Origin of the sequence: Streptomyces sp. PCS3-D2 (assembly GCF_000612545.2) — a bacterium.
Lineage (GTDB): Bacteria > Actinomycetota > Actinomycetes > Streptomycetales > Streptomycetaceae > Streptomyces.
Genome location: NZ_CP097800.1, coordinates 7,291,421 through 7,316,612 on the forward strand (window position 1 = coordinate 7,291,421; position 25,192 = coordinate 7,316,612).

A 25,192-nucleotide genomic window follows, 5' to 3' on the forward strand; every position below is an offset into this window, starting at 1 on the left:
ACGTGGACGGTGGCGTTGCACGTCCGGCGGCCGCGGCCACGCGGTGGCGTGTGTGTGAGAGGTTCATGACGTGCTCCTCGACGTGCCGCGGGCTCACCAGCCGGCGGCACGGGCGATGAAGAAGAGGGCGATCAGGACGGCCCCGACGACGATGAGGACCAGGAACGCCCCGGGGTGCTCCCAGATCCCGCCGTCGCGGCGCTCCTGGTGGGCCGAGGAGATGGATCCTTCGGCCGGGGGAGTCTCCCCGGGGGGTACGCGTGGTATGGACATGACTCCTGCTTTCGGTCGGTGTGCCGGGGGGCCGGCCGGGCCGCGACGCCCGAGCCGGACAACGGCGGCGGTCGGCGGTTCGCGCGGTACCTACCCCCGGCCGGGCCGCGCGGGGACGGACGGGCCCGGCAGGCCGGGGCGGGGACCGTGTGCGGCCGCCGCCTCACGGGCGGCCCGGTCCGGGTGGCGGCGCTGCCAGTAGGGGTTGTCGTGCGGGAGGCCGCCGCTCACGCGCCCGTACATGCCGAACGTCATGATCAGCAGTCCCATCAGGAAGCTGAAGACGACGTTCGACATGCCGAAGTCCAGGACGTTCGCGGGCCGGTCGATCAGGAAGAGGTGGACGAAGCCGCTCAGCACGAACAGCACCCCGACCGTGATGTTGACCGAGGAGGCCACGTTGCCCCCGACCACGGCGGCAGCGACCAACAGCAGCCCCACGACGACGGAGACCGTACTGAGCAGGCCGTTGGTGGACAGGCCCGCGACCTGGCGGCCCGCGGTGTCGAAGGCCGACAGGCTGCCCGCGAAGCCGAGGCAGCCGAACACGAGAAGGAGAAGCCCGCACAGGGCCGCCCCGAAACGGTAGAACCGGTTCAGCGGGTGGTCGACGGGCAGTTCGTCACGCAGTCGCACGGAACCCTCCTGGAGAATCACGGTGCACGGATCCCCGAGGCCCCCACCGTCACCCGCCCCGGCGCTCCGGGGCAACTCGCACTGTTTCTGCATCGAAATGCCCGCCCGCCGCCCGGGTGGGGGCAGGCGGGCGGGCGGGGAGGGCCTATCCGCGGGCGTCGACCACCGCGAGGAGTTTGCCACTGGTCGGGCTGCGGTCCAGCGACGCGCCGTCGACTGCTTCGACGACCAGGTCGAGCAGCCGCTCCGCGACCGCGGACCGGAGCTCCGGGTAGCCGGCCAGGAAGACCTCCCGCAGCCGTTCCGGATCCGTCGCCGCGGCGCGTTCCACCCGCACCGTCAGCCGCTCGCGCACGTCGGTGACGTCGAGCCGGACCTGCAGTTCGCCGCGGTGGCCGCCGCTCTCCCCGGCCAGGTCCACGAAGCGGCGCTGGTTCAGGAAGTACGTCGCCACGCGCATCACGTCGCCGGTCCGGCCCCGCAGCTCGAAGCGGGGCGCGTGCCGGCCGCACGGACAGCGGCCGGGGACCTCCCTGCCGAGGTCGCCGATCGCGTACCGGCCCAGGTGCTGGCCGCGCCGGGCATGCGTGGTGAAGACCAGCCGGCCCGTTTGCCCGGGCGCCACCGGGCGGTCCTCGGCCAGGTCCAGGATCTCCATGCTGTGCAGGTCGGCGTGCAGGTGGTGGACGCCGCCGGTGCTCTCGGTGCACTGGTAGCCCAGCGGCCCGAGATCGGTGCTGCCGTAGGTGATCGAGCGGATCACCTCGATGCCGAAGGCGTCCCGCAGGGTCCGCCGTTGTTCCGGGGTGAAGTGCTCACCGCCGTAGAAGACCTTGCGCAGACCGCCGTACGCCCGCAGTGCGTCCGCCTCGGCGTGCAGCAGCTGCCACAGGTAGGAGGGCATGCCGAACAGGGTGTCGGCTCCGTGGTCGATGAGCGCCTGCGCCGTCGCCCGGTGGTCGGGCCCGGCCGACAGGGGCAGTTGCACCCCCCCGAGCCGTTCCAGCACGGAGAAGAAGCTGATGAAGCTTCCGTACATGGCGCCGCAGTAGAAGAGGTTGGCGGTGCGGTCTGCGACCGGGTCGTAGCCGGCCGCCAGCAGGCCGCGCGCCGCCGCGTGCATCTGGGTGTCGTAGTCGTCGTAGCTGAAGATCGACAGTGCGGGTGCCCCGGTGCTGCCGCCGCTGCGGAAGTACAGCTCGGCATCGGCGCGTGCCACCTGCCGGCCCGGCTCCTGGAGGTCCTCCTTGCCCCGCAGCGGACCCTCAGGCCGCGGCAGGACGACGGGCCGGGCCAGGTCGTCCAGGCAGGCGGTGGTGGCGAAGCGGACCGGATCGGCCCGGACCGCGACGCGGCGGCTGTAGCGCTGGAGGGCGTACACGCCGTCGTGCGGCTCGCCCGCGTAGCTCTCCAGCATGGCGCCGACCGGGGTCACCCGGGTGACGCCCGCGGCCAGCGCGGTCCGCGAGAGCTCGGCGATATCGGTCCGGCTGCCCGCGAGGCCTGCCGTCTGCAGGTAGCGGCGCATCGGGCGCAGGGTCGCGACCATCCGCTTCCGCGGCAGCGGCTTGACCCATACGCTGCGGTGCAGCGGCGAGGCGGTGAGCGGGGACCGGGTGTCCGCCATGACCCGCCATGAGCCGTCCGGCGCGGCGAACACCCGTGTCAGGCCCAGGTGTTCCTCCAGCCGGGCCACCAGCTCGGTGGTGGTCAGCTCGGCCGCCTCCGCCGGGTCCGGCCCGCCCGCCGGCGACGCGCCGGACACCGGCGGCCGGGCGGCGAGCACGGCCGCGAACCGCTCCGCGAAAGCGAACACCTCACCCTCGTCCTCGGTGTCGAGGTAGACCACCTGGGGGCTGGAGCAGGCCTGCTGCTCATGCAGGGTGACGTCGTCCGCCAGAGCGCCCAGCGTCACCGCGTCCGACCAGGCGTCACTCGTCAGATAGGCGAAGGAGATCCGGTGCCCCCATTCCACCAGCCGGCAGCCGGACGGCACGTGGGCCGCGACACCTGCCACGGCGTCCTCTCCGCCCCACACGGCCACGGCGTCCGCGGGCGCGCACATCATGCGCAGCCACTCCTGCCGCGACGACGGGAACCGCAGCACGACGATCCGCGCGGCCAGCGCGCCAGTGGGGTCCAGGGCCGCCAGCTCGGCCATCAGGTGCTGTGCGAGCAGGGTGTCGGCGCTGCTGGTCTTGAGGATGTTGACGTTCCCGGCGAGCAGGCCCTCGACGATGCTCAGCGGTGCCACCGTCGCCGCGTTGCCGGGGGCGACGTGGGCGACCAGGCCGACGGGTGCCCACGCCTCGTAGACCGTCTCGCGCGGATCGGCCCGGTTCAGCCGGCCGGGAGCCGTGTCGCCCAGTTCCCGGCGCAGCTTGCGGGTCAGCTCACGCCGGCCGAGGAGGGAGCCGAGCTCGGCCAGGACCGTCGGGTCCTCGCCCTCCGGCAGGTGCCCGGCGAGCCGCCCGTGCACGGGATGGGCCGGGTCGCACAGCGCGGTGGCGAGGGCGTCGCAGGCGGCCAGGACGGTCTCGGTCTCCAGTTCCGTCGCCAGCGCGGCCTCGACGGCGGCCGGCAGGTCGGCCAGCCGGTGCCCGGCCTCCTCGTCGCCGACGAAGGAGCCCTGCCAATAGTGGTGGTGCATGCTCATGCTCACGCCATTCCCTTCATCAGTTCGGCCGCGGCGACGGCACAGCTGCGGTTCCGGCTCACCCCGGCACGGCCGTGGACGGTGAACCAGGGGGTCCCCAGCCCGCACCCGCAGGCCTCGCCCGGCTGCAGGGAGGCGAGGTCGCCCATGACCACGCTCTGCGCCGGTACCGAGGTGATGTACGGCGACACGAGGTGCAGGTAGCCCCGCTCCCCGTAAGGCACCGGCTCCAGGTCCCGGGTGGAGCGGATCGTCACCCGGGACCAGACGGGGGCGTGCAACCGGTGGTGGTCGCACTCGATGTACGGGATGCAGTGCTCCACCGAGCCGAAGGTGTCCCGGATGCGCTCGCCCGGGATGCCGAGCTGTTCGGTGACGCGTGCGTACAGCTCGTCCTTCTCGACGCGCCGGTCGGCGTGGCCCTTCCAGCCGCCGCCGAGGACGACGAGCGAGCCCTCGGGCAGGCGCAGCGGCGCCAACCCCATGGCCCGCATCCGCTCCAGTGTGAAGAAGAGGAAGGCGGGGAAGCCGAGGATGCGGACCGGGGCGTCCTCGCGCTCGAAGCGGCGCAGTGCCGCGATGCAGCCGAAGGGGTCGAACTCGTGGTCGCCGCCGGTGTTGCGCAGCGCGTACGCGACACTGCGCGCCGGGGCGAAGTCGCACAGGTAGTTGTCGGTGAAGGCGGTGCCCAGGTTCAGCGAGGGGGCCGGCTCGTAGCTGTACAGGAGGTAGTTGACCTCCTGGTCCGGGGTGATCCAGCCGTTGCGCTCGAAGATCCTGGCGACCATGCGCTGCGCGGCGCGGATGGTCCAGCGGTCGAAGAACATCTGTGACTTCTGGCCGGTGGTGCCGGAGGAGGTCAGGTGCAGTTCGACCTCCTCGCGCGGGACGGAGAGCACCTCGTGCCGCTTGAAGAAGTTCGCGTGGACGAGCGGCGTACGGTACGGCTCGGCGGGGGGCGTGGCCTCGTACAGGGAGCGGAAGAACGGGGAGCGTTCGGTGTGCCAGGCGTTGGTCTCCGCCATGGCGGCGGCGAACAAGGAGTCCACCGCGGGCCCGTGGGCGTAGGGGTCGGTCAGGTCGCACAGCTGTTGGACGTGTGGCAGGAGGGCCGGGTCGGGGACGGCGACCGGCGCGAGATGGGGGTTCGTTCCGTTCATGGGGCAACCTCGGATGGTGTGGGCAGGTGCGCCGACGCCCAGGCCGACGCGTAGCAGTCCAGATAGGGCTGGAGGGGCGGTTCGACGGTGACGCCGCGGAAGTCGATCCGCTCGCTGGAGCGGGACACGACGGCGTAGTCGTGGAAGCCGTCACCGTCCGCGCGCATCGCGGGGTAGAGGGCTCCGGCGATGAAGCCCTGGGCCAGGAAGGCGGAGAGGGCTTCCGGGCGGGCCAGCGGAACGAGTGCCTCCACGTAGCCGGCGCCCACCCGGGCCAGCGCCCGGGTGACGGCTTCGAGGTGGGCGGCGGCGGCCGTGGGCTCGGGGTGGGCGGTCAGCAGGGAGCAGTACCCGCCCGTCCGGTTGAGGTAGGCGTAGACCTCGAACCGGCCGTCTTCGGGCGTGAGCAGCACATTCGGGGTGTGCAGAGGGTAGAACCAGCCCTCCGCACCGGGGAACCGCTCGCGGAAGCGGCGGCGCACGAAGGCCGGGGCCTCGATCACCTCCAGCCGTTCGACGGCCCCTCGCGGTGCGTGCGCGGGGGGCGGGCCGGACACCGTGCGCACCTGCGGGTAGTCGATGCCGAGGGCGTCCCCGGCCGTGCGCAGCAGGGGCAGCAGCACGGCGGGCACCTCGGTGACGGGGATCCGGCGATCCAGGACGCCGGGGGAGTGACGCGCGTAGAGCGCGAGGCTCTCGCGGCTGCTCAGATCCACGGCGTTGGGCAGGATGCCCAGCGGGCGGAATCCGTTGCGCGCGACGACCCGCTGTGGACCGGACCCGACCGTGCGGACGGTCGCGTACACCGAGTCCAACCGGCCCGTGTCCAGCATCTCGGCGCACAGCGCCCCGGTCAGGGCCGCGGCCAGGCCGGCCGATCGGTGCTCGGGGTGCACGGCGATGCCCTCCAGCCGGGCGATACGGCTACCGGCCTCGCCGCGGATGGCGGCGGACGCGGTCAGCGTCCCGGAGGCGGCGCAGCGGGCGACGAGCCACAGCGAGTGCGGATCCGCCATGAGGCGGGCCATCTCGGCCGGGTCGGTGCCGAGCGCCACGGGGTAGTGCGGGCCGTAGACGGCGTAGTAGAGCTGGCGCAGTTCGGCGATGTCCACGCCGGCAGCCGGGGTGATGACGGCGTTCACCGGGCGCCTCCGAGGGCCTGCGGCGCCTCCGGGCGCGCGGGTTCGGCCGTACGGGACCCCAGCAGGGCGAGCGCGCAGGCGGCGGGCAGCAGGCCGACGCCCTGCACCAGGCACAGGGTCTGCGGGGAGAACCGGTCGCCCGCGGCGCCGAACACCAGGGACGCCACCGGCAGGGAGGCGCCCAAAACCGCCTGCATCACGGCGAAGAAACCGGGCTTGTCGGCGGTGGGCACCAGCCGCTGGAACAGGGACACGAACCGGACGCTGACGGCTCCGGCGCACCAGCCGGCCACGGCCAGGCAGCACGCGATGACGAGTCGGTGGGCGAACAGGCCGGGCAGCGCCAGCGCGAGGGCCATCAGGGTCAGGCACCAGGCCCCGACGGTCGCGGGCCGTCCGGGCACGCGGGTGCCGGTGAAGGCGCCGACGAGGGCGCCGCCGCCCAGTGAGGCCTCCAGCAGGCCGACCGTGCCACCGCCGCCGTGCAGGACCGAGCGGGTGTAGAGGGGGATCACGACGAACACGGCGGCGGTGAACAGGTTCGCCGCGGTGAAGCAGACCAGGATCCGCCGCACGTAGGGGAGTTCGCCGAGGATCCGGCGCAGCGGGCGCCGCGCCGGCGGTGCGGCCGGTCCGCCGCCGGGAGGCGCCGGGTCGCGGAAGCGGGCGCTCGCGACGAGGACGGCTGCGGCGCCGTAGGCGGCCGCGCAGCCCGCGGCGAGTCCGGCCACACCGGCTCCGTCGACGGTCAGCGCGCCGAGCAGCGCCCCTCCGAGGCCGGCGAGGGACTGGGTGGACAGCTCGAAGCCGGTCGCGGTCTCGATGTCGGCGTCGTCGACGAGTTGGGGCACCGAGGTGGTCAGGCAGGGGTCGAAGAACGCCTGGCAGGTGGCGAGCGCGAGAGCGGCGGCGTACACGCCCGCGAGCGGCGGCCCGCCGCCCTGCGCCCACAGCGCGAGGCCGCCCGCGGTGGCCGCGGCCAGGCCGGCGGCGGTCCGCAGCACCGAACGGTGGGCGAACGTGGCCACGGTGCCGGCCACCACGGGCGCCAGCACCACGGCGGGCAGCGTGCAGAGGGCCATGAACAGGCCGGAGGCCAGACCGCGCGCGCCCTGTACCGCGTGGGCGACGATCCACCAGGCCACGCCGACCTGGAACATGCGCACGGCGGCCTGGGTGAGGACCTGCCCCAGCCACACGGCGGCGAAGGCGCCGTTGCGCAGGACCAGCGGGGTGCGCCTGCCGCCCGGCGGGGGCGCGGGCAAGGGGGCGGGTGGGGGAACGGGTACCGGTGTGTTCACGCCGTCGGCCTCTCGTCGAGGACCCGCACGAGCTTGCCCGAGCGCGGATTGACGGCGAGGTCGCGGTGGCGCGTCCATTCCACGGACAGCGGGTGCACGAACCCGGCGCGCACACTGTCCGGGTACAGCGGCCGGGCGTCCTCCAGCTCCGCGACGACGGCCCGGGCGAGGGACTCCCTCCGGTCCGCGTCCGGTTCCTCGCCGGGGGCGGTGGCCAGGCGCAGGACGAGTCCGTCGCGGCCCTCCCAGCGGCGGACGACGAGCTGCATCCCGACGACCTGCCGGAAGGTGTCCGCCGCGGCCACGGCATCCTGCGCGTCCTGGGTATAGAGGGAAACGGGGCCGACCCGTACGCCCTCCTCGGCGCGGCCCAGGATCCGGAAGTGTCCGGGTCCGGTGCCGGTCCACTCGGCGCGGTCGCCGGCGGGGTAGCGGATGATCGGCATCAGGCGGCGGAACAGGCTCGTGACGACGACCCGTCCGGGCCGGCCCGGCTCGGTGACGGGCTCGTCCGTGGAGTCGTCGAGGATCTCGACGACGGAGTGCGGCGTGAAGGCCCGGTGCACCCGGGCGTCGGGGCCGGGTACGGGGCGGCCGAGCAGGCCCGCGTCCACGCTGGCGTAGCCGACGGAGCGGGCCTCGGCTCCGGGGAACGCCGTGGCCAGCAGGCGCCGCTGGTCCTCGAAGAGCGCCTCGCCACCAAAGAGGAGCAGCTCGACGGAGTCGAGCCGGACGCCCGACGTGACGACCTGCTCGGCGAGCCGGCACAGGGTGGTGGGCGTACCGGCGACCACCTGAGCCGCGAGATCGCGCAGCGTGGGGATCGTCGACTCGGGCGGGGCGCCGCCGCCGATCGGCAGGCGGACGTTGTCGACCGGCGCGTGGGCGAGCGAGTCGAGGACGAACAGGAAGCTGGCGTACAGCTCACCGGCGTAGAAGAGGTCGGCCACCCGGTGGCCCGGGCGCAGTCCGGTGTCCACGAGTCCCTGCCCGAAGGAGGTGACGAAGGTGCGCCACTCGTCCCGGGTGTAGACGGAGAACTTGGGGGATCCGGTGGTGCCGCCGGTCTTGTAGACCGTGGCCTCGCTGAGCGGGCCGGTCAGCACACGGCTGTCGTGCAGGGTGTTGGCCGCCCAGAACGCCTGTTGGTCGACTACCGGAAGGTCGGTGAGGCGGTCGGCGTGCGGCGGCTGGGACGCGTAGAGGTCCCGGTAGAAGGGCGAGTTGTGACGGGCGAAACGTATGAGGTCCGAGAGTTGCTGGGCGGACATGGGCCTTTGCCTAGGTGACGGAAGTGGGACGGGAGCCACGGCGGGGCACGGCGAGTACAGGAACTCGCGTGCCGCATCTACCGGTATGAACGGGGGACCCCCCGGCGCCCCCGCCTCCTCGACGCACGCCCAAAGCTGACGTGCAGTCATGATGATGAAACATCAGTGCACAAGTCACCAAATTGAGCGAATAATCCCAGCCAATGTGGCAGCATTCAACAATTCTTGCGTCTATGGCGGTAGGGGTGTGATGTTCGGTGACTGCCGTGCCAGCGGGCTCGGCTCGCCCTGGGCGCCGACATGTCAGTGGGCTCTGGCAGCATCACGGCCATGACCGATATCGATGACCTTGTGGAACGTGTTGCCACCCGGGCCGCATCGGACAGCAAGGACCTTCCCGCCCCCGTCGACAATGCCCAGATCGCGGAAGCCGACAGGCAACTGGGCTTCACGCTGCATCCACTCCTTGCGCGCCTGTATCGCGAGGTTGCTGACGGGGGCTTCGGCCCTGACTACCGACTGCTGCCACTGCTTGGTCCGGGCTCCAGCGTCGTTGGTGAATACCTGACACGACGTGAGGCGTCGGTTGGAGTGGAGCACCCGGAGTGGCCCGAAGGCGTCGTACCGATCCTGACCTGGGGCTGTGGCATGTATGCAGGGGTTGACTGTCTCAGTGAGGACGGGCAGGTCCTGCTCTTCGAGCCGAATCCGTACAGCGGCGGATCGTGGGATGAGTGTTGGTTCCTCGACTCCGCCAGCCTCGGAGCGTGGCTGGAGGCATGGCTCGCGGGGAGGGGCTGGTTCGAGGAGGACGCCGTCGACGGGGGCGACGTGGTCGAGCCTCAGCCATGGGAACAGGCCGCGGGGCGGCTGTCGTCCGGCGCATAGCGAAGCGGCAACGCTTCGTCCCGTTGGTGCAGGCCCGTCGACCCGAGCGTGCTCACGGTCCCCTTCGCGGAGGGCAGAACGGCCGCCCGCTCTATCAGGTCGTCCCGTGACACGGTGGTCAGCCACGTGCAAGGCGTGAAGCCTGGACGCGGGAACGCGAGCCGTAGCACGCCTTCGAACGGCACTCCTTCACCGGCGCCCACCGTCACTTCGATGCCCAGACCGTCAAGGTCGACGCCCGCCGGAGCGACGAGCTGCATCACCCGGATCCCGGAGGCGTCGTCTCCCGACAGCAGCACGACCCACCTCCGCTCGTCGAACTGGCCCCACCAGACTTCGCCATGTTGCACAAGCCTCCAGACACCGGACGGGAGACAGACGCTGCGCGACCCTGACGCGCTGTGGAGACGGGTGCGGCCACCGTTGATCGCCGGTGTGTGAAGACTCACGATCACGCGGTGCCCGCAGGTCACAGCGGAACTGCCCTGCTCGCAGCAGGCGTTCGAGGGCCTGACGAGCCGGATGGCGGAACGGCCCACGCGGGTCGATCCGCCGCCGAGCAAGGGCGTCGGTACTCGGCCTGCCGTCGGACCTGCCGCGCAAGAACAGCTGGACCATTGCCGAGTGGGCCGGGGCAGGACCCCGGACGGCATGCAGCACCTGCTCGGGCGGGCGGAGTGGGACGCCGACCGGGTCCGCGACGACGCGCGGGCCTACGTGTGGAGCATCTGAACGACGACGGGGCGGCGTTGGTGGTCGGCGAGACCTGCGCCGTGATCCCCTGGAACACGAAGTGGAAGGGGGAAGGCCTGTGCATCGCCCCGCAGGGCTCGTCCGGCGCGTTCAGGCCGGTATCCGGCAGGGTACCGGCCTGGCGCGGGTCAGTTGGCGGACGGAGTCCAGTCTGCGGGTAGGCCGGACTGGCTGAGCACGACGGCCAGACTGTAGTGGTCCTGGTCGGAAGCGATCCGGCGGTGGTTCCTGCCGAGGTCGAGGACGGTGGTCATCGGTACGGCGAACGGCTTGGGAGCACCCTTGAGATGGCCGGAGTAGACGGCCTGGACGGTCACACGGTGCCCGTCCAGGCGGGCGGTGCGGACGGTGACGTGGACGCCGTCGATGAGGGAGTCCGCGCGGGCCTTCCACCCGGAGATCTCCTTGCGGCCGCGGAAGGTGATGCCCACGGCTTCGTCGGTGTAGGTGCCGTCGGCGGTGAACAGGGCACCGAGGGCCCTGGGGTCGGTGCCGTTCCAGGCGTCGGCCCAGGCCGTGACGACCTTCGGCGTACACCGGCCGGTGTCCTGCGCGGCATGTGCGGTGGTCGAGGTGGCTGCGCACAGCGCGACGGCAGCGGTCAGCGTGCTGACGGCGCGGAACGGGCGGGATGCCATGAGGGGACTCCTTCGGGGTGCGGGTGCGGGTGCGGGTGCGGGGGCCGGTCGAACGCGTCGCTGCGCTGCCTCGCCCCGTGATGCAGCGTCGCTCCGAGCCGTGTCCGCTTTCCAGCCCCGGCGGCGCCGTCGGGTGCCCACCACTGTCCACCCGTGTCCGCGCCGCACGTGGCTTCGGAGGGCGGCCCGCCGGCCACCCCGCCGGGATGGCGGAGGCTTCCGGTGCGGTCACCGATCGACACCCTCCTCCCCGCGTAGACGCTCGCGTATGCGGATGAGCGTTTCGGCTATGTCGCGTCTCGTGCGGCTCGTCTTGACTGAGGTCATGACGAAGACGACGAAGCACGACACGCAGACCACCGGCCAGGCCATCACCCTCGTCATCGGGGGAACCGGCAAGACCGGCCGCAAGGTCGCCGAGAAGCTCACGGCCCAGGGACGGCCCGTGCGGGTCGGTTCCCGCGGCGGGGAGCCGGCTTTCGACTGGAACGAGCCGGCGACCTGGATTCCGGCGCTGGAAGGCGTCGATCGGGTGTACGTGACGTACTACCCCGACCTCGCCTTCCCCGGCGCCGTCGAGCAGGTGGGCGCCTTCGCCGAGGTGGCGGTCGCCGCAGGAGCACGCCGTCTCGTGCTGCTGTCCGGGCGGGGCGAGGAGGCCGCGCAGCGCAGCGAGGAGCGGCTGAAGGAGTCCGGGGCCGACTGGACCATTGTGCGGGCGAGTTGGTTCAACCAGAACTTCGACGAGAGCTTCTTCCTGGACCCGGTGCTGGCCGGCGTGATCGCCCTGCCGACCGCGGACGGGGCGGAGGCGTTCGTCGACACCGGGGACATCGCCGACGTGGTGGTGGCCGCACTGACCGACGCCCGCCACATCGGCCGGACGTACGAGCTGTCGGGTCCGCGGCTCATGAGCTTCGCGGATGTCGCCGCCGAACTGTCGAAGGCCACTGGCCGTGAGATCGTCTACGTTCCGGTCTCCGACGAGGCCTACCGGGCGGAGTTGCGCGAGCACGGCCTCCCGGAGGACTTCGCCGAGTTGTTCACCCTGATCCTGGACGGGCGCAACGCGCACCTGGTCCACGGGGTGGAAGAGGTCCTGGGCCGCAGGCCCAGGGACTTCGCGGACTTCGCCCGCGAGGCGGCGGCCACCGGCGTCTGGGACGTCCCCTCCGCCTGATGCGACCCGACCGGCCCGACCGCACGTCACCCCGGAGCGGTGGGGCGGAGAAGATGTGCACATGGACATGCTGACCGGCCTGCTCGCAGGCCCGCAGGCCCGGGGTGCCTTCCTCCTCAAATCCGTCCTGAACCCGCCGTGGGCCATGCGGATCGAGGACCGTGCCCCGCTCTCCGTGGCGACGATGGTGCGCGGGTCGGCGTGGATGCTGCCCGACGGGGGCGAGCCGGTGTTGATCGCCCCGGGCGACGTGGCGGTGGTGCGCGGGCCCGACCCGTACACGGTGGCCGACGCCCCGGACACTGCGGTGACGGTGACGGTGGGGCCGGACCAGCGGTGCAGCACGCCGGAGGGCGAGGACGTCACGGAGTCCATGGCACTGGGCGTACGGACATGGGGAGCGGCCCGCGAGGACGCTGGTTCGGCGGTGATGCTCAGCGGTACCTATCAGGCACCGAGCGAGATCGGCCGCCGGCTGCTGGACGCTCTGCCCACACTCCTGGTCAGGCCGGCGGGAGCGGCGGACACGACGCTGATCGACCTGCTCGCCTCCGAGATCTCCAGCGAGGCGCCGGGCCAGGAGGTGGTGCTGGACCGGCTGCTGGACCTGCTGCTGATCGGGGTCCTACGAGCGTGGCCCTCGGCCGCGGACTCGAGTGCGCCCGCCTGGTTCCGGGCCCAGAGCGATCCGGTGGTCGGCCCGGCCCTGCGGCTGCTGCACGACAGCCCGGCCCACGGGTGGACCGTGGAGGAACTGGCCGTGCGGGTGGGGGTGTCGCGGGCGTCGTTGGCACGCCGGTTCAAAGAGGTGATGGGGGAGCCGCCGGTCGGCTATCTGACGGGCTGGCGGCTCGCGTTGGCGGCAGACATGCTGCGGGAGCCGGAGGCCACGGTCGAGAAGGTGGCCCGCAGGGTCGGGTACGGCAGCGCCTTCGCCCTGTCCGCGGCCTTCAAACGGGTCCGGGGGACGAGCCCGCAGGCCTATCGCGCGCACGCCTCGGGGCCCGACGCCGGCCCGGCGCCGGGGTCAGGGGGCACGGTGGTCCTCAGTCGGCCGCAGGCGCGGCGGCCGGGTCCAGGGTGAGGACGCCGACGCGCTCCTCACCGATGAGCTCGCCGGTGGGGACGAAGCCGAGGCCGAGGTAGAAGGGTTCGGGGCTGCCGGAGCCGCCGTGCCAGCTGACGTGCGCCGTCCGGTGGGTGCCGCGGCGCCGGATCTCCTCGATGACGGCACGGACGGCGAAACGGCCGTAGCCCTTGCCCTGACGGCCGGCGTCGATGTTCAAACGCCAGATGCCGCTGCGCCGGTCGTCCGGGTCGACCGCCGGATTCCAGACGATGTCGTGGAAGGCCATCACGAAGCCTACGACGTCGTCGCCGTCGACGACGGCCCGCGGCCAGGCGGCGGCGGGGTGGACGTAGGCCTCGGCGAGCGACTTGACCACGGGGGAGACCAGGTGTGCCTGGTCGGGGCGCACGTGCACGGCGCACACCGCGTCGAAGTTGTCGGCAGTGACGGGTTCCAGTCGCAGGGTCCGCTGCGACGGGTCGATCATGGCGGGCATGGCCTCACCCTAGCGCCACCGCCGATTCCCCCATCCGGGGGAGACGGTCCCCCCGGCAGCGGGAGGCCCGGACCGGGACGAGCCGGAACCATGGAAAGCGTCGGACCGGCACCCGACACCCCACTCCCGCAGGAGGTCTGACCGTGCGCACGCTCGTCCCCGCCGGTGCGCCGCGTGCGGTGGTCCGCGGACCTCCCCGACAGCAGCCCGCGTCCCGCCGGCGTGCCTCGGGCAACCCGTCGTCCGGCGTTACCCCGGAGGCCGCACGGCACTTGTTCCGGGTCACCGGCCGCCGTGGCTGACATGATCGGCGTACGACACAGGACACACCCGATCACGACGGGGAGGCGAGCGCCATGGGTCTCAAGAAGGCGGTCTACGAGCAGGAGCTGTTGCGGCTGCAGACGGAGCTGGCCAAGCTCCAGGAATGGGTGCGTACGGAGGGCGCCCGACTCGTCGTGATCTTCGAGGGGCGCGACGCCGCGGGCAAGGGAGGAACCATCAAGCGGGTCTCCGAGCACCTCAACCCGCGCGTGGCCCGCATCGCGGCCCTGCCCAAGCCCACGGAACGCGAGCGCGGCCAGTGGTACTTCCAGCGCTACGTGGAACACCTGCCGGCCGCCGGCGAGATCGTGCTCTTCGACCGCAGCTGGTACAATCGTGCCGGCGTGGAACACGTGATGGGCTTCTGTACCCCCGCGGAGCACCAGCGCTTCCTGCGCCAGTGCCCCGTCTTCGAACGCATGCTGGTGGAGGACGGGGTCCTGCTCCGCAAGTACTGGTTCTCCGTCAGCGACGCCGTCCAGGAGGAGCGCTTCCGCCGCCGCACGGAGGATCCGCTGCGCCGCTGGAAGCTCTCCCCGATGGACCTGGAGTCCCTCACCCGCTGGGAGGCGTACTCGCGGGCCAAGGACGAGATGCTCGTCCACACGGACACCGAGGACTGTCCCTGGTACGTGGTCGAAAGCGACGACAAGCGCAGCGCGAGACTCAACATGATCGCCCACCTGCTCTCCTCGGTCCCGTACGAGGACGTGGCGCTGCCGTCGCTCGCCCTCCCACCGCGGCCCCCGTCGACGGGGTACGTACGTCCGCCCAAGGATCTCCAGCGCCCCGTCCCCGACCACGCGGCCACCCTCACCCGCTAGCGAGCCCGTTCGGTTGCGATGAAAAGGCGGCCTGCACAGGGTCCTTGCGTCAGGTCGTCGAGGCGTGAAGGTGGAGGCTGCCGCCGAGGTGGCTCGCGGGCGCCTTGGACGTCCTGTTCCGGTGAACGATCAGGCGGCGCGGCGCGTCGCTCGTCAGGCCCGGGGATGTCGTAAGGGTCGGTCGGGCGCCGCGTGGCCCCCTCCCGCCGGACGTCGCCCGCGGGCCCGGCGCCGTCGAGCGGACGACGCCGGACCGGCCCCCTCAGACGCCGGGGATCTCTCGGGCCGCGAAGGCCGCGCGGACCTGCTGCGCGGCCGCGGCGCCGTACATCCGCTCAGCGGTCGCCACCGTCGTCCGCGCCGCGTCCGCGAAGCTGGTGTCGGGGGCGAACCCGAACTGGGCGTTCACGATGATCCGGTCGGCCGTCCGGGCCCCGAGCGCACCACGGATGTCGAACAGGGCCCGGGACCAGATCTCGCCGTCCGCGCGTGGACCTCGCCGACGCGGTCCGCGTAGACCTTCGAACCGTCGATGCTCCGCAGGCAGTGCGGGGCGGCGCTGTAGCTGGTCGCGTCCCAGTCGGCGACGCAGCCCACCTCGGTCCGGCGGGTCCATCCGTACCGCGCGACGGCGTGCTCCCCGACCGTGACGGCCAGGTAGTCGCCGAAGGCCTCGCCGATCGCGCCGGCCTCGGGCGAGGTGCCGAAGCCGGGCACCTGGGCCTCGTGCACCGCGTGTCCGTACTCGTGGACGATCACCTCGGCGTCCTCGGCGTCGTCGACCCCGCCCTTGCCGAAGCGGATCTCGTCCTTCTTGTCGGTGAAGAAGGAGTTGTCGGCGCCCCACTGGTTGATGCGGACGTGCTGCACCCGGTCGTTGGCGCCCCGCAGCTCGGTGCCGAAGCCCAGGGACTGGAGGTACTCCTGCGCCTCGTTGACCCAGAAGTAGGCCATGACCTGCTCGAAACGGTCGTCGTGGCGGCTGTACCCGGCGGCCTCGCCGGTTTTGGCCGAGGGACCGGTGTCCGAGCGCACGGAGGCCCAGCGGCCGTGCAGCCCGCCGTCGCCGTCCAGGTTGCGCAGCGCTGCCAGAGCGTACGCGGCGGCGGGGACGGCGGAATCGGCGTCCTTGCCGTCGGTGAGCGTCTGGTCGCCCGTGGACTGGACGGGGTTGACCATGAAGATCCGGCCCTGCGGCGCGGTGGAGCCGGCCGGCGGGGTCGAGGGCTGCGCGGCGGCTGGGCCGGCGAGCGAGAAGAGCGCCACGGTGGCGGTGGCCGCGGCGAGCATGCCGCGGGGTGTGCGGCGGGTCATGGACATCCTCCGGGGGTGGGAAGGCGTGGTGGGCAAGGAAACGGGTGGGGCGGCCGTGATCCTCGCCCATCACCACCCGGCTTGAACAGACCCTGACAAGATCCGATCGGTCCCCGCCTGCCCGGCCGCCCCCGGGCCAGCCGCCGCGAACGCCGCCGAAACGCCGCCCGAAGGTGTACCAGCCGTATCTGACGCCCCAACAACTTGTCGTGCCTGCACGGCGATTACCGGACCGCATGTCGATTGTGGGCCGCGTCACGTACCGCCAGAGTGGCCCGCCTCACGTCGGGACACCCAGCACGAGCGGAAGAGGACGACATGTCCAACGGTTCCACCGGCACCCCCCGATCCACCCGGGCGGCCCGCCCCGCGGGCGAGGTCCAGCGCCTCAAGGCCAACTCCGTCGGCCTGGTCGGCGTCGTCTTCATGGCCGTCGCCACCGCCGCCCCCATCACCGCCATGACCGGCAACCTCCCCATCGCGGTCGGCTTCGGCAACGGAACCGGCGCCCCCGCCGGGTACCTCTTCGCCACCGCCGTCCTCACCGTGTTCGCGGTCGGCTACGTGGCCATGGCCAAGCGCATCACCGCCGCGGGCGCCTTCTACGGGTACATCTCCCACGGACTCGGCCGGATCGCCGGCATGGCGTCCGGCATGCTCGCCGTCCTCGCGTACGTCGTCTTCGAGGCCTCGATCGTCGGCGTCTTCTCCTACTTCGCCCGCACCACGGTCCACGACCAGCTCGGCATCGACCTCCCCTGGGTGCTGTACGCGGCCGGGATGCTCGCGGTCACCGCCGGTCTCGCCCACTTCGACATCACCCTGACCGCCAAGGCACTCGGCGTGATGCTGGTCGCCGAGATCGCGGTCCTGTTCGCCGTCGCCACCGCCGTACTGGTCTCCGGCGGCGGCCCCGACGGGATCCCCCTCGAGCCGGTCGACCCCCGGAACGCCTTCACCGGCACCTCCGCCGGCCTGGGCCTCTTCTTCGCCTTCTGGTCCTGGGTGGGCTTCGAGTCCACCGCCATGTACGGCGAGGAGTCCCGCAACCCCAAGCGGGTCATTCCCAAGGCGACGCTCATCTCCGTCGTCGGAGTCGGCCTCTTCTACATCTACGTCTCCTGGATGACCGTCGCAGGCAACGGCCTGACCGGATCCGTGGAACTGTCCACCTCCGCCAACCCCCTCGACCTCTTCCTCGCCCCCACCCGGCACTTCATCGGCGCATGGGCCGTGGACGCCTTCCAGTGGCTGCTGCTCACCGGCTCGTTCGCCTGCGGAATGGCCTTCCACCAGTGCGCCGCCCGCTACCTGTACGCCATCGGCCGCGAGCGCTTCCTGCACCCGGCGCTCGGCCGGACCCACGCGCGCCACGGCTCCCCGCACGTCGCCTCCCTCGTCCAGACCACCCTCGCCGTGACCCTGGTGGCAGGTTTCTGGCTCACCGGCCAGGACCCGTACCTGCACCTGTACACGCTGCTGGCGATCCTGGGCACCATGGCGATCCTGATCGTCCAGACCCTGTGCTCCTTCGCCGTCATCGGCTACTTCCGCCGCAACCACCCCGAGGACCGGCACTGGTTCAGGACCTTCACCGCGCCCCTGCTCGGCGGGATCGCGATGACCGTCGTCGTGGTCCTGCTCGTCGTCAACATGGAGACCGCGGCCGGAACCGCCGCCGACTCCGTCTTCTTCCAGCTGATCCCCTGGATCGTCGGCGCCGTCTTCTTCGGCGGACTGGGTCTCGGCCTGTGGCTCAAGGCCAAGGCGCCCGAGCGCTACGAGGTCATCGGCCGCATCGTTCTGGAGGACGCCGCGGAGCGTACCGACGACGACACCGCCCCCGGTACCGGCGGCACGGCCTCCGGCCCGTCCCGGCACCACGCGAACACCTGATCCGCCCAGGCGTGATCCGCGCGCGCCCGGCCCGCAGTCGCCCACCTCGCGAAGGAGTCCCCGTCATGGCCCGTACGCCCCTCATGCACGCACTTCGACGGCTCACCGCCGAACACGCCGCCGCCCACCGGCTGCGCCTGCCCGTCGCTGACGTACGCGGCCTCGGCCGCCGGGACCTGATGCGGCGGGCGGCCGCCCTCGGCCTCGGCACCGCCGTGGCGTGCGCTGCCACCCCAGCCTGGGCTGCCACCCCGGCTCGCGCCGCCACCCCCGCCCCCGACGGCAGAAGGCCCCGACCGGCACGCGTCGCAGTGGTCGGTGCGGGCATCGCCGGCCTGACCGCCGCCCTCACCCTCCAGGACGCGGGTATCCCGTGCACCGTCTACGAAGCCAACCCCGACCGCGTCGGCGGCCGGATGTGGACGCAGCGCGACCACTGGGCGTACGGGCAGACCTCCGAGGTGGGCGGCGAACTGATAGACACCAGCCACAAGAAGATGCTGGAGCTCTGCCGCCGCTTCGACCTCCCGACCGAGGACTTCCTCGGCGGCGGCCCCAACGGGGCTGAGGAGGTCCTGTGGTTCAACGGCTCCTACTACTCCCGCACCCAGGCCGACAAGGACTTCAAGGCCGTGTACCAGCAGCTGCGTCGCGACCTCCAGGACTCCGGCGAGGTGTCCTGGAACTCCACCACCCCCGTCGGCACGGCCCTGGACAACATGACCCTCTACGCGTGGATCGAGAGCCGGGTCCCCGGCGGGCACGACTCCCCGCTCGGCCGCTTCATCGACGTGGCCTACAACGTCGAGTACGGGGCCGACACCACCGAGCAGTCCGCCCTCGCCCTGGTCCTGCTGATGGGCTACCAGCCCAACCCCGGGAACTTCAACGTCTGGGGCCTGTCCAACGAGCGCTACCACATCGTCGGCGGCAACGACCAGCTGCCGAACGCCATCGCCGCGGCCCTGCCCGTCGGTTCGATCGTCATGGGCCGCCGGCTGGTCGCGGTGCGCGCCGGTGCCGACGGCACCCAGACCCTCACCTTCGACGACTCCGGCGCCACCCGTACGGTCGTGGCCGATCACACCGTCCTGTGCCTGCCGCTGCCGGTACTCCAGGGCGTCGACACCTCGGCGGCCGGTTTCGACCCCCTCATGAGAAACCTGCTGCGCGACGCCCGGATGGGCGTCTGCACCAAGCTCAACATGCAGTTCACCGCCCGCCCGTGGCGAGGCACCGGCCCCTGGCCCGGAGTGTCGGCGGGCGACTGCTTCACCGACTCGGAGGTCCAGCAGACCTGGGACACCACCAAGCTCCAGCCCGGCACCGGCGGCATCCTGCTCCAGTACGGCGGCGGGACCCTGGCGCGCGCCCTGACCCCCGCCACACCCTTCGCCACCGAGTCCGACCCGTACGTGCGACGGCTCGCCGACCGCATGCTCACCGGGATCGACGCGTTCTTCCCGCAGACCAAGGCCGTGTGGACGGGGCGAGCGCAGCTCTCCGCCTGGCACCGCAACCCGTACTCGCTGGGCGCGTACTCGTACTGGCCGACTGGATACCTGCACCGGTACGCGAAGTACGAGGGCACCGCGCAGGGCAACGTCCACCTCTCCGGCGAGCACTGCAGCTACGACTTCCAGGGCTTCATGGAGGGCGGTGCCACCGAGGGCGAACGCGCGGCGCGAGAGGTGATCGCCGCGCTCACCTGAATCGGCGGACCGCGGGGGACGCCACCGCCCCCGAGGGGGGCGGTGGCGTGTGGACGGAGGGGTGTCGGGCCTGCGCGAAGAGCAGCCGATGCTGTCCTTCCGCACCGTCGTCCGGCAGCACGTCACCGAGCCGACCCCGGAGGAAGTCCAGCACGCCGTCCCGCTCCACCACCCCGTCAACGCTCACGCCGATCCGGCGATGGCGCTGCGGCCCGGGACGTCCGCTTCGCCGTCCGAAACGGTGGCTTGACTCGGTGGCGGCGGGACGAAAGCCTTGCCCGGAGTTACCGGTAGGTAGGGGGCGAAGGAGTGGGCATGGACAGGGACGACGCGGAGCTGATGTTCCAGGGAATCGAGCGGCAGGCCGAGCTGGTGCGCCACGGCAAGGTCACCTCCCGGGCCCTCGTCGAGGCCGCCCTGCGCCGCATCGACCGGTTCGACCCCTCCCTCGGGGCCTTCCGCGTCGTACTCGCCGAGGAAGCCCTGGCCGAGGCAGACGCTCGGGACGCGCACACGCACGCCGAAACGCAGGCCGCACCGGATCCGGCACGGGGTCCGCTGCACGGCGTGCCCGTCGCCATCAAGGACGAGTTCGACGTCGCCGGGCAGGTCACCACCTTCGGCGGTGCGGCCAACCACACCCCCGCCACCGCCGATGCGGAGGCCGTGCGCCGCCTGCGCGCCGCCGGGGCCGTCGTCATCGGCAAGACGACCATGCCCGAATTCGGCCAGTGGCCCTTCACCGAGTCCGACACCCACGGAACCGCCCACAATCCCTGGGACACCACCCGCACGCCCGGCGGCTCCAGCGGCGGCAGCGCCGCGGCCGTGGCGGCCGGAATGGTCGGCGCTGCGCTCGGCGGGGACGGCGGCGGGTCCCTCCGCATCCCGGCGGCCTGCTGTGGCCTGTTCGGCCTCAAGCCACAGCGTGGCCGCGTCTCCACCGCCCCGAACGCCCACCTCTGGTACGCCCTCGGCACGGTGGGACCGCTGACCCGTACCGTCCGCGACGCCGCCCTGCTCTACGACGTCCTCGCCGGCGCCACCCCCGCCGACCGCTGGAGCGCCCGCCCCGTCACCACCGGCTGGCGGCGGGCCCTGGAGACCCCGCCCGGCCGACTGCGCATCGGCTACTGCGCAAGGCCCGCGGTACCGGGGGTGCGCCCGCACCCCGAGCACGTCGGAGCGCTGCTGGAGACCGTACGCGCACTGCGTGAAATCGGCCATGACGTAAGGGAGGTGAACCCCCGCTATCCGGACGCGACGGTCCCGTTCGCGGCGCAGTTCTGCGGCGGGGTGCGTGCGGAGGCCGCCGCCGTCGAACGCCCCGAACTGCTTGAGCCGCGTACCCGGAGCACCCTCGCGCTCGCCCGGCTGGTCCCCGAATCCGCGGTGGAACGAGGGATACGGGCGGGAGAGCGGCTGGCGGCGCGTGCCGACCGGATGTTCATCTCCATGGACCTGCTCCTGACCCCGGTCGTCGCCGCCCGCCCTCGCCCGGTGGGCGCGCTGGAGGGTGCCGGGCTGCTGACGGCGCTGGCACGCTCGCGCCCGATGGTCGCCTACACCGCGCTGTGGAACGTCACCGGACACCCGGCGGCCTCTGTGCCCGCGGGCCACGGCGCGGACGGCCTGCCGCTCGCCGTGCAGTTGGTGGGCCGCCGCGATGACGAGGTGTCCGTCCTGCGGGTGGCGGCGCAGTTGGAGGAGGCCCGGCCGTGGGCCGCCCGCCGTCCGCCGCTGATCGCATCCTGAGGGGCGCGCGGACGCCTCCGCATGGGTACGGGTACCCATGCGGAGGCGGTGTACGGGCCTGGTCCGGCCGGTGCTACTTGACCGAGCCCGCCATGACACCCTGGACGAAGTGCCGTTGGAAGGCGAAGAAGACGACCAGCGGGACCACCAGCGACAGGAACGCCCCCGGTGCGAGCACGCCGATGTTGCTGCCGAACTGCCGCATCTGGGACTGCAGCGCGACCGTGAGCGGCTGTGAGCCGGTGTCCGCGAAGAGCAGTGCCACGAGCATGTCGTTCCAGACCCAAAGGAACTGGAAGATGGCCAGGCTCGCGATGGCCGGACGCCCGAGCGGCAGCACCAGCCGGGAGAAGATCCGCCACTCGCTGCCGCCGTCCATCCGGGCGGCCTCCAGCATTTCGCGCGGGATCTCGGCGAAGTAGTTGCGCAGGAGGAAGATGGCGAACGGCAGTCCGTAGGCGACGTGGAAGAGGACGACACCCGAGACGGTCCCGAACAGGCCCACCGCACCGAAGAGTTTCGCCACGGGCAGCAGCCCGATCTGCACGGGTACCACCAGAAGCCCGACGACCACGAGGAAGATGCCGTCCCGGCCGGGGAACTCCAGCCAGGCGAAGGCGTATCCGGCGAGTGCCGCGATGACCACCACCAGGGCCGTGGTCGGCACGGAGATCAGCACGGTGTTCCAGAAGGCAGCCCCGATTCCGGAGTCCTTCAGCAGGGCACTGTAGTTGTCCAGGGACAGCTGTGAGGGATCGGCGAGTGCGGTCCACCAGCCGTCCGTGGCGTTGTCCTGCTCCGAGCGCAGCGACGACAGGAGCAGGCCCGCCAGCGGTGTGATCCATAGGAGGGCGACCAGGACCAGGAGGCCCTGGACGGCGGAGCTGCCCAGGAGGCGCGAGACCCGGCCCCCGCGACGCCGTCCGGGCGTGGACGACGAGGACGCGGAGGACGCGCGGGGCGCGGGTGTGAGGGTGGACGGGGAAGGGGACGGGGACGGGGAAGCGGACGCGGCGGCGGTAGGCATCGCCGCCGTCCGCCGGGACGGGCCGTTCCGCTCGGCGGTGCTGTGGCCGCTCATGCTCCACTCCTTCGGAATCGCCGGACGTTGAACACCATCGCCGGGACGACGAGCAGCAGGAGCACCATGCTGAGCGCGCTGCCGAGCCCCTGGTCGTTGCCGCCCCCGAAGGAGACCATCCACATGCGCGTGGCCAGCACGTTCGCCTCCTCCTGGACCGGTCCCGGCGCGATGATCCACACGAGGTCGAAGACCTTCATCACGTTGATCACGAGGGTCACGAACACCACGGTGAGCACCGGCGCGAGCAGCGGCACGGTGATCTTGCGGAAGATCTGGCCCTCGGTGGCGCCGTCCATGCGTGCCGCCTCCAGCGCGTCGCGCGGGATGGCGGCCAGGCCGGCGCCGATCAGGACCATCGAGAAGCCGGTCCAGACCCACAGGTAGGCGCCGATGATGGCGGGCGTGACCAGCGCCGGACCGAGCCAGCTCACACCCTGGTACGGGGCTTCGAAGTTGGCCGCGGGCAGCCGGACGGTGTAGGCGCCGTCGGCCAGCCCGGCGAACCGGAAGGAGCCGTCATCGGCCGTGGTGGCGGTCGCGGCCACCCGGCCGTCCCGTACGGCCTCGACGGTCATGCCGGGCAGACCCTTCTCACCCGGGTCGACCCTGCCCGGCGTCCCCGCACCACCGGGTGCGAAGTCGAGGTGGACGACGCCTGAGATCGTGTCGGGGCCGGGTGCGGCACCCGCCGGGGCGGCCGGATCGGACGCGGCCCCGGCACCGGCCGGTATCGCGTCGGGAGCGATCCCGATGAACCCGAGGCCGATCGAGTCCCCGGGCCGCAGGGTCGCCTCCGTGGTGTACGGGCCGCCCGCCGGGCCCGTCAGGCCGTAGCCCTCCCGGACCCGGGCGGTCGGATACGCGGCGGCGTCGTCGAAACCGTCGTGGACGGCCACGGCGGCGGCGTTGAGGACGCCCCGGTCCGGGTCCTGGTCGTAGGCCAGCCGGAAGATGATGCCCGCGGCGAGGAACGACACGGCCATCGGGAGGAAGAGCACCAGCTTGAAGGCCGTCGCCCAGCGCACCTTCTCGGTGAGCACGGCGAGCATCAGGCCGAGTCCGGTGAGTAGGGTGGGCGCGACGACGACCCAGACGGCGCTGTTGCGGATGGCCTTGAGGGTCGCCGGGTCCTGAACGATCGCCGCGTAGTTGGCGGCGCCGACGAACCGGTTGCCGTCGGCGTCGAAGAGGCTGCGGCCGAAGGAGAACAGGACGGGGTAGACGACCAGCGCGCCGAGCAGCAGCAGGGCCGGCAGGACGAAGACCACCGCGAGGCGGCGTCTCCTGCGCTGGGCCCGACGCCGCCCGTCGGCCGCGGGGCGGCGCCCGGTCGCCGGACGGGCGGTCACGGTGTCAGCCATGGCGTCGCCTCAGTTCCCGTAGGCCTTGGCGGCTTCGGCCTCGAGCTTCGTGGCGGTGCCCTGCGGGTCCGAGGGGTCGCGCAGGAAGTCCTGGAGGAGCTTCCACTCGCCCGCGCCCTTGGTACCGCCGAACGCGGCCGGGGCCTGGTCCGACATGTCGAAGCGGATCGAGTTGCCGGCCGCGATCAGGGAGTTGGCGGTGCTGCGCGTGGTGTCGTCGCCGTACGAGGCGAAGTCGACCTCGTTGTTCGGGGACAGGAATCCGCCCGCGCCCGCCCAGACCTCGGCGGCCTCGGAGCTCGCGAGGAACTCGACCAGCTTCATGCCCGCCTCGCCGTTCTTGCCGTCCTTCAGGACGACCGCCGCGTCACCGCCGCTGACCACCGGCGCCCGGCCGCCGTCGACCGAGGGGAAGGGGAAGAACTTGGCGTCCTGTCCGAGCTTCTTGCCGAACTGCCCCTTGGCCACGCCGCCCACGAAGTCGCCTTCGTAGACCATGCCGGCCTTGGGCTCCGGGCCGAAGACCTGCGCCACCGACGAGGGGAAGTCGGTGCCGAGCGCGGCCTGCGCGCCGCCGGCCACGAGCTGCTTGTCCTTGAACAGTTCCCCGAGCGTCGTCAGGGCCCGCACGACGCTCTCGTCGGTCCACTTCAGCTTGTGCTGGGCGAGCTGGTCGTACTTCTCCGGTCCGGCCTGGGAGAGGTAGATGTTCTCGAACCAGTCGGTGAGGGTCCAGCCGTCCTCGCCGGCTATGGCGAAGGCCGGGCGGCCCGAGTCCGCGAGGGTGCGGCCGACCTTGAGCATGTCGCTGTAGCTCTTGGGTTCGCCGACGCCGGCCTGGGCGAACGCCTCGGGGGAGTACCAGACGGTCGACTTGTGGGCGGCCTTGAAGTAGAGGCCGTAGTAGGTGCCGTCGACGGTGCCGTAGTTCTTCCACACCGGAGCGAGGGTGGACCCGGCGGTCTTGGCGGTCTGGTCGGACAGCGGCTGGAGCCAGCCCTCCTTCGCGAACTGCTGGAGCACCCCCACCTGGGGAACCATGACCACGTCGGGTGCGTTGCCGCCTTCGATCTTGCTTCCGACGAAGGTGGAGACGTTGTCCCCGGAGGGCACGAAGACCGTCTTGGCGCCGGTCTTCTGGGCGAAGGCGTCGAGCACCTTCTTGAAGCTGTCCTGCTCGGCGCCGGTCCAGACGCCGGCCACGGTCACGGTCTGGCCGCTGAGCTCGCCGCTGCCCGCGGGCCCGGCGGCGCCGCCGCAGGCGGTGGTTCCGAGGGCGAGGGCCAGGGCCGCGGTGGCGGTGGCGGCACTGCGGCGGGTCGTCTTGCCGGTTCGTCGCATGAGGGGTCCTTTCGGGGAGATCCGGGGTTGGGGAGCGGCTGCTCGGGAACTGCGGGGTGACAGGGGCTGCGGGGTGCGGGGCTGTGCGCCGAGGGGTACGGGCCGAGTCCTGGGAAGC

The 25,192-nt window shown here is 72.1% G+C and carries 23 protein-coding genes and 1 pseudogene; 9 read left to right on the forward strand and 15 right to left on the reverse strand.

Annotation, left to right across the window (positions count from 1 at the left end; genetic code table 11):
• Positions 1-93: 93 nt before the first annotated feature.
• The 7 genes from AW27_RS32655 to AW27_RS32685 all read right to left on the reverse strand — a co-directional run bounded on the left by AW27_RS32655 (position 94) and on the right by AW27_RS32685 (position 8,439).
• Positions 94-273, reverse strand: a complete 180-nt coding sequence (locus AW27_RS32655; RefSeq protein ID WP_037922451.1) for a DUF6480 family protein — start codon at positions 271-273, stop codon at positions 94-96.
• A gap of 90 nt (positions 274-363) precedes the next feature.
• Positions 364-909: a DUF4383 domain-containing protein gene (locus AW27_RS32660; RefSeq protein ID WP_052030705.1), complete on the reverse strand. Its 546-nt coding sequence runs from the start codon at positions 907-909 to the stop codon at positions 364-366.
• A gap of 145 nt (positions 910-1,054) precedes the next feature.
• A complete protein-coding gene (locus AW27_RS32665; RefSeq protein ID WP_037922453.1) occupies positions 1,055-3,565 on the reverse strand; it encodes an acyl-CoA reductase in 2,511 nt (836 codons plus the stop codon).
• A 2-nt stretch (positions 3,566-3,567) separates the two neighbouring features.
• Positions 3,568-4,725, reverse strand: coding sequence for a LuxE/PaaK family acyltransferase (locus AW27_RS32670; RefSeq protein WP_037922455.1), 1,158 nt, complete (start codon positions 4,723-4,725; stop codon positions 3,568-3,570).
• Positions 4,722-5,867 carry a GNAT family N-acetyltransferase gene (locus tag AW27_RS32675; RefSeq protein ID WP_037922457.1) on the reverse strand — a complete coding sequence of 382 codons (1,146 nt, stop codon included), beginning with the start codon at positions 5,865-5,867 and terminating at the stop codon, positions 4,722-4,724. The genes AW27_RS32670 and AW27_RS32675 overlap by 4 nt, the downstream gene beginning before the upstream one ends.
• Entirely contained in the window at positions 5,864-7,168 is a 1,305-nt protein-coding gene (locus AW27_RS32680) for an MFS transporter (RefSeq protein WP_236647661.1), read from the reverse strand. Before AW27_RS32680 ends, AW27_RS32675 begins: the two co-directional genes overlap by 4 nt.
• Positions 7,165-8,439 (reverse strand): phenylacetate--CoA ligase family protein, encoded by a 1,275-nt coding sequence (locus AW27_RS32685; RefSeq protein WP_037922459.1) that lies wholly within the window; start codon positions 8,437-8,439, stop codon positions 7,165-7,167. The genes AW27_RS32680 and AW27_RS32685 overlap by 4 nt, the downstream gene beginning before the upstream one ends.
• A gap of 330 nt (positions 8,440-8,769) precedes the next feature.
• Between AW27_RS32685 and AW27_RS32690 the strand changes: the two genes are divergently transcribed.
• The gene (locus AW27_RS32690) at positions 8,770-9,327 is read left to right on the forward strand and encodes an SMI1/KNR4 family protein (protein WP_236647662.1); all 558 of its coding nucleotides are present in this window, start codon (positions 8,770-8,772) and stop codon (positions 9,325-9,327) included.
• On the opposite strand, the gene AW27_RS32695 is transcribed toward AW27_RS32690, so the two are convergent.
• On the reverse strand, positions 9,282-9,677 hold the full coding sequence (locus tag AW27_RS32695; protein ID WP_078556526.1) for a growth inhibitor PemK: 396 nt from the start codon (positions 9,675-9,677) through the stop codon (positions 9,282-9,284). The genes AW27_RS32690 and AW27_RS32695 overlap by 46 nt on opposite strands.
• Before the next feature lie 172 nt (positions 9,678-9,849).
• On the opposite strand from AW27_RS32695, the pseudogene AW27_RS32700 reads away from it, so the two are divergent.
• A pseudogene (locus AW27_RS32700) lies at positions 9,850-10,094 on the forward strand (IS701 family transposase); the annotation flags it as partial.
• Positions 10,095-10,208: 114 nt separating this feature from the next.
• Here the strand turns inward: AW27_RS32700 and AW27_RS32705 are convergent.
• Positions 10,209-10,718 (reverse strand): nuclear transport factor 2 family protein, encoded by a 510-nt coding sequence (locus tag AW27_RS32705; RefSeq protein WP_037922463.1) that lies wholly within the window; start codon positions 10,716-10,718, stop codon positions 10,209-10,211.
• 325 nt (positions 10,719-11,043) lie between these two features.
• Between AW27_RS32705 and AW27_RS32710 the strand changes: the two genes are divergently transcribed.
• A complete protein-coding gene (locus AW27_RS32710; RefSeq protein WP_052030791.1) occupies positions 11,044-11,898 on the forward strand; it encodes an NAD(P)H-binding protein in 855 nt (284 codons plus the stop codon).
• Between the two features lie 61 nt (positions 11,899-11,959).
• Positions 11,960-12,982 (forward strand): AraC family transcriptional regulator, encoded by a 1,023-nt coding sequence (locus tag AW27_RS32715; RefSeq protein ID WP_037922465.1) that lies wholly within the window; start codon positions 11,960-11,962, stop codon positions 12,980-12,982.
• Here AW27_RS32715 and AW27_RS32720 read toward each other — a convergent pair.
• Positions 12,945-13,454 carry a GNAT family N-acetyltransferase gene (locus AW27_RS32720; RefSeq protein WP_037923077.1) on the reverse strand — a complete coding sequence of 170 codons (510 nt, stop codon included), beginning with the start codon at positions 13,452-13,454 and terminating at the stop codon, positions 12,945-12,947. The two genes, AW27_RS32715 and AW27_RS32720, sit on opposite strands and share 38 nt — an antisense overlap.
• Before the next feature lie 365 nt (positions 13,455-13,819).
• On the opposite strand from AW27_RS32720, the gene ppk2 reads away from it, so the two are divergent.
• Positions 13,820-14,611: a polyphosphate kinase 2 gene (gene ppk2, locus AW27_RS32725; protein ID WP_037922467.1), complete on the forward strand. Its 792-nt coding sequence runs from the start codon at positions 13,820-13,822 to the stop codon at positions 14,609-14,611.
• 262 nt (positions 14,612-14,873) lie between these two features.
• On the opposite strand, the gene AW27_RS32730 is transcribed toward ppk2, so the two are convergent.
• Together AW27_RS32730 and AW27_RS32735 are read right to left on the reverse strand one after the other, a co-directional pair.
• Positions 14,874-15,020 carry a hypothetical protein gene (locus AW27_RS32730; RefSeq protein WP_304949941.1) on the reverse strand — a complete coding sequence of 49 codons (147 nt, stop codon included), beginning with the start codon at positions 15,018-15,020 and terminating at the stop codon, positions 14,874-14,876.
• Positions 15,017-15,925, reverse strand: coding sequence for a gluzincin family metallopeptidase (locus AW27_RS32735; RefSeq protein ID WP_304949942.1), 909 nt, complete (start codon positions 15,923-15,925; stop codon positions 15,017-15,019). Before AW27_RS32735 ends, AW27_RS32730 begins: the two co-directional genes overlap by 4 nt.
• Positions 15,926-16,243: 318 nt before the next feature.
• Here AW27_RS32735 and AW27_RS32740 point away from each other — a divergent pair, with 318 nt between their 5' ends.
• The 4 genes from AW27_RS32740 (at position 16,244) to AW27_RS32755 (ending at position 21,288) form a co-directional block, all read left to right on the forward strand.
• Positions 16,244-17,821: an APC family permease gene (locus tag AW27_RS32740; RefSeq protein WP_052030709.1), complete on the forward strand. Its 1,578-nt coding sequence runs from the start codon at positions 16,244-16,246 to the stop codon at positions 17,819-17,821.
• 65 nt (positions 17,822-17,886) lie between these two features.
• Entirely contained in the window at positions 17,887-19,533 is a 1,647-nt protein-coding gene (locus AW27_RS32745) for a flavin monoamine oxidase family protein (RefSeq protein ID WP_037922472.1), read from the forward strand.
• 49 nt (positions 19,534-19,582) lie between these two features.
• A complete protein-coding gene (locus AW27_RS32750; RefSeq protein ID WP_157840256.1) occupies positions 19,583-19,783 on the forward strand; it encodes a hypothetical protein in 201 nt (66 codons plus the stop codon).
• 65 nt (positions 19,784-19,848) lie between these two features.
• Entirely contained in the window at positions 19,849-21,288 is a 1,440-nt protein-coding gene (locus tag AW27_RS32755) for an amidase (RefSeq protein WP_037922478.1), read from the forward strand.
• Positions 21,289-21,361: 73 nt separating this feature from the next.
• Here AW27_RS32755 and AW27_RS32760 read toward each other — a convergent pair whose 3' ends face one another.
• Genes AW27_RS32760 through AW27_RS32770 form a run of 3 tightly spaced genes read right to left on the reverse strand, consistent with a single transcriptional unit; the run spans position 21,362 to position 25,074 of the window.
• A complete protein-coding gene (locus AW27_RS32760; protein WP_078556596.1) occupies positions 21,362-22,315 on the reverse strand; it encodes a carbohydrate ABC transporter permease in 954 nt (317 codons plus the stop codon).
• Between the two features lie 50 nt (positions 22,316-22,365).
• Positions 22,366-23,733 (reverse strand): ABC transporter permease, encoded by a 1,368-nt coding sequence (locus tag AW27_RS32765; RefSeq protein WP_037922481.1) that lies wholly within the window; start codon positions 23,731-23,733, stop codon positions 22,366-22,368.
• Between the two features lie 9 nt (positions 23,734-23,742).
• Positions 23,743-25,074, reverse strand: coding sequence for an ABC transporter substrate-binding protein (locus AW27_RS32770; RefSeq protein WP_052030710.1), 1,332 nt, complete (start codon positions 25,072-25,074; stop codon positions 23,743-23,745).
• Positions 25,075-25,192: the final 118 nt, after the last annotated feature.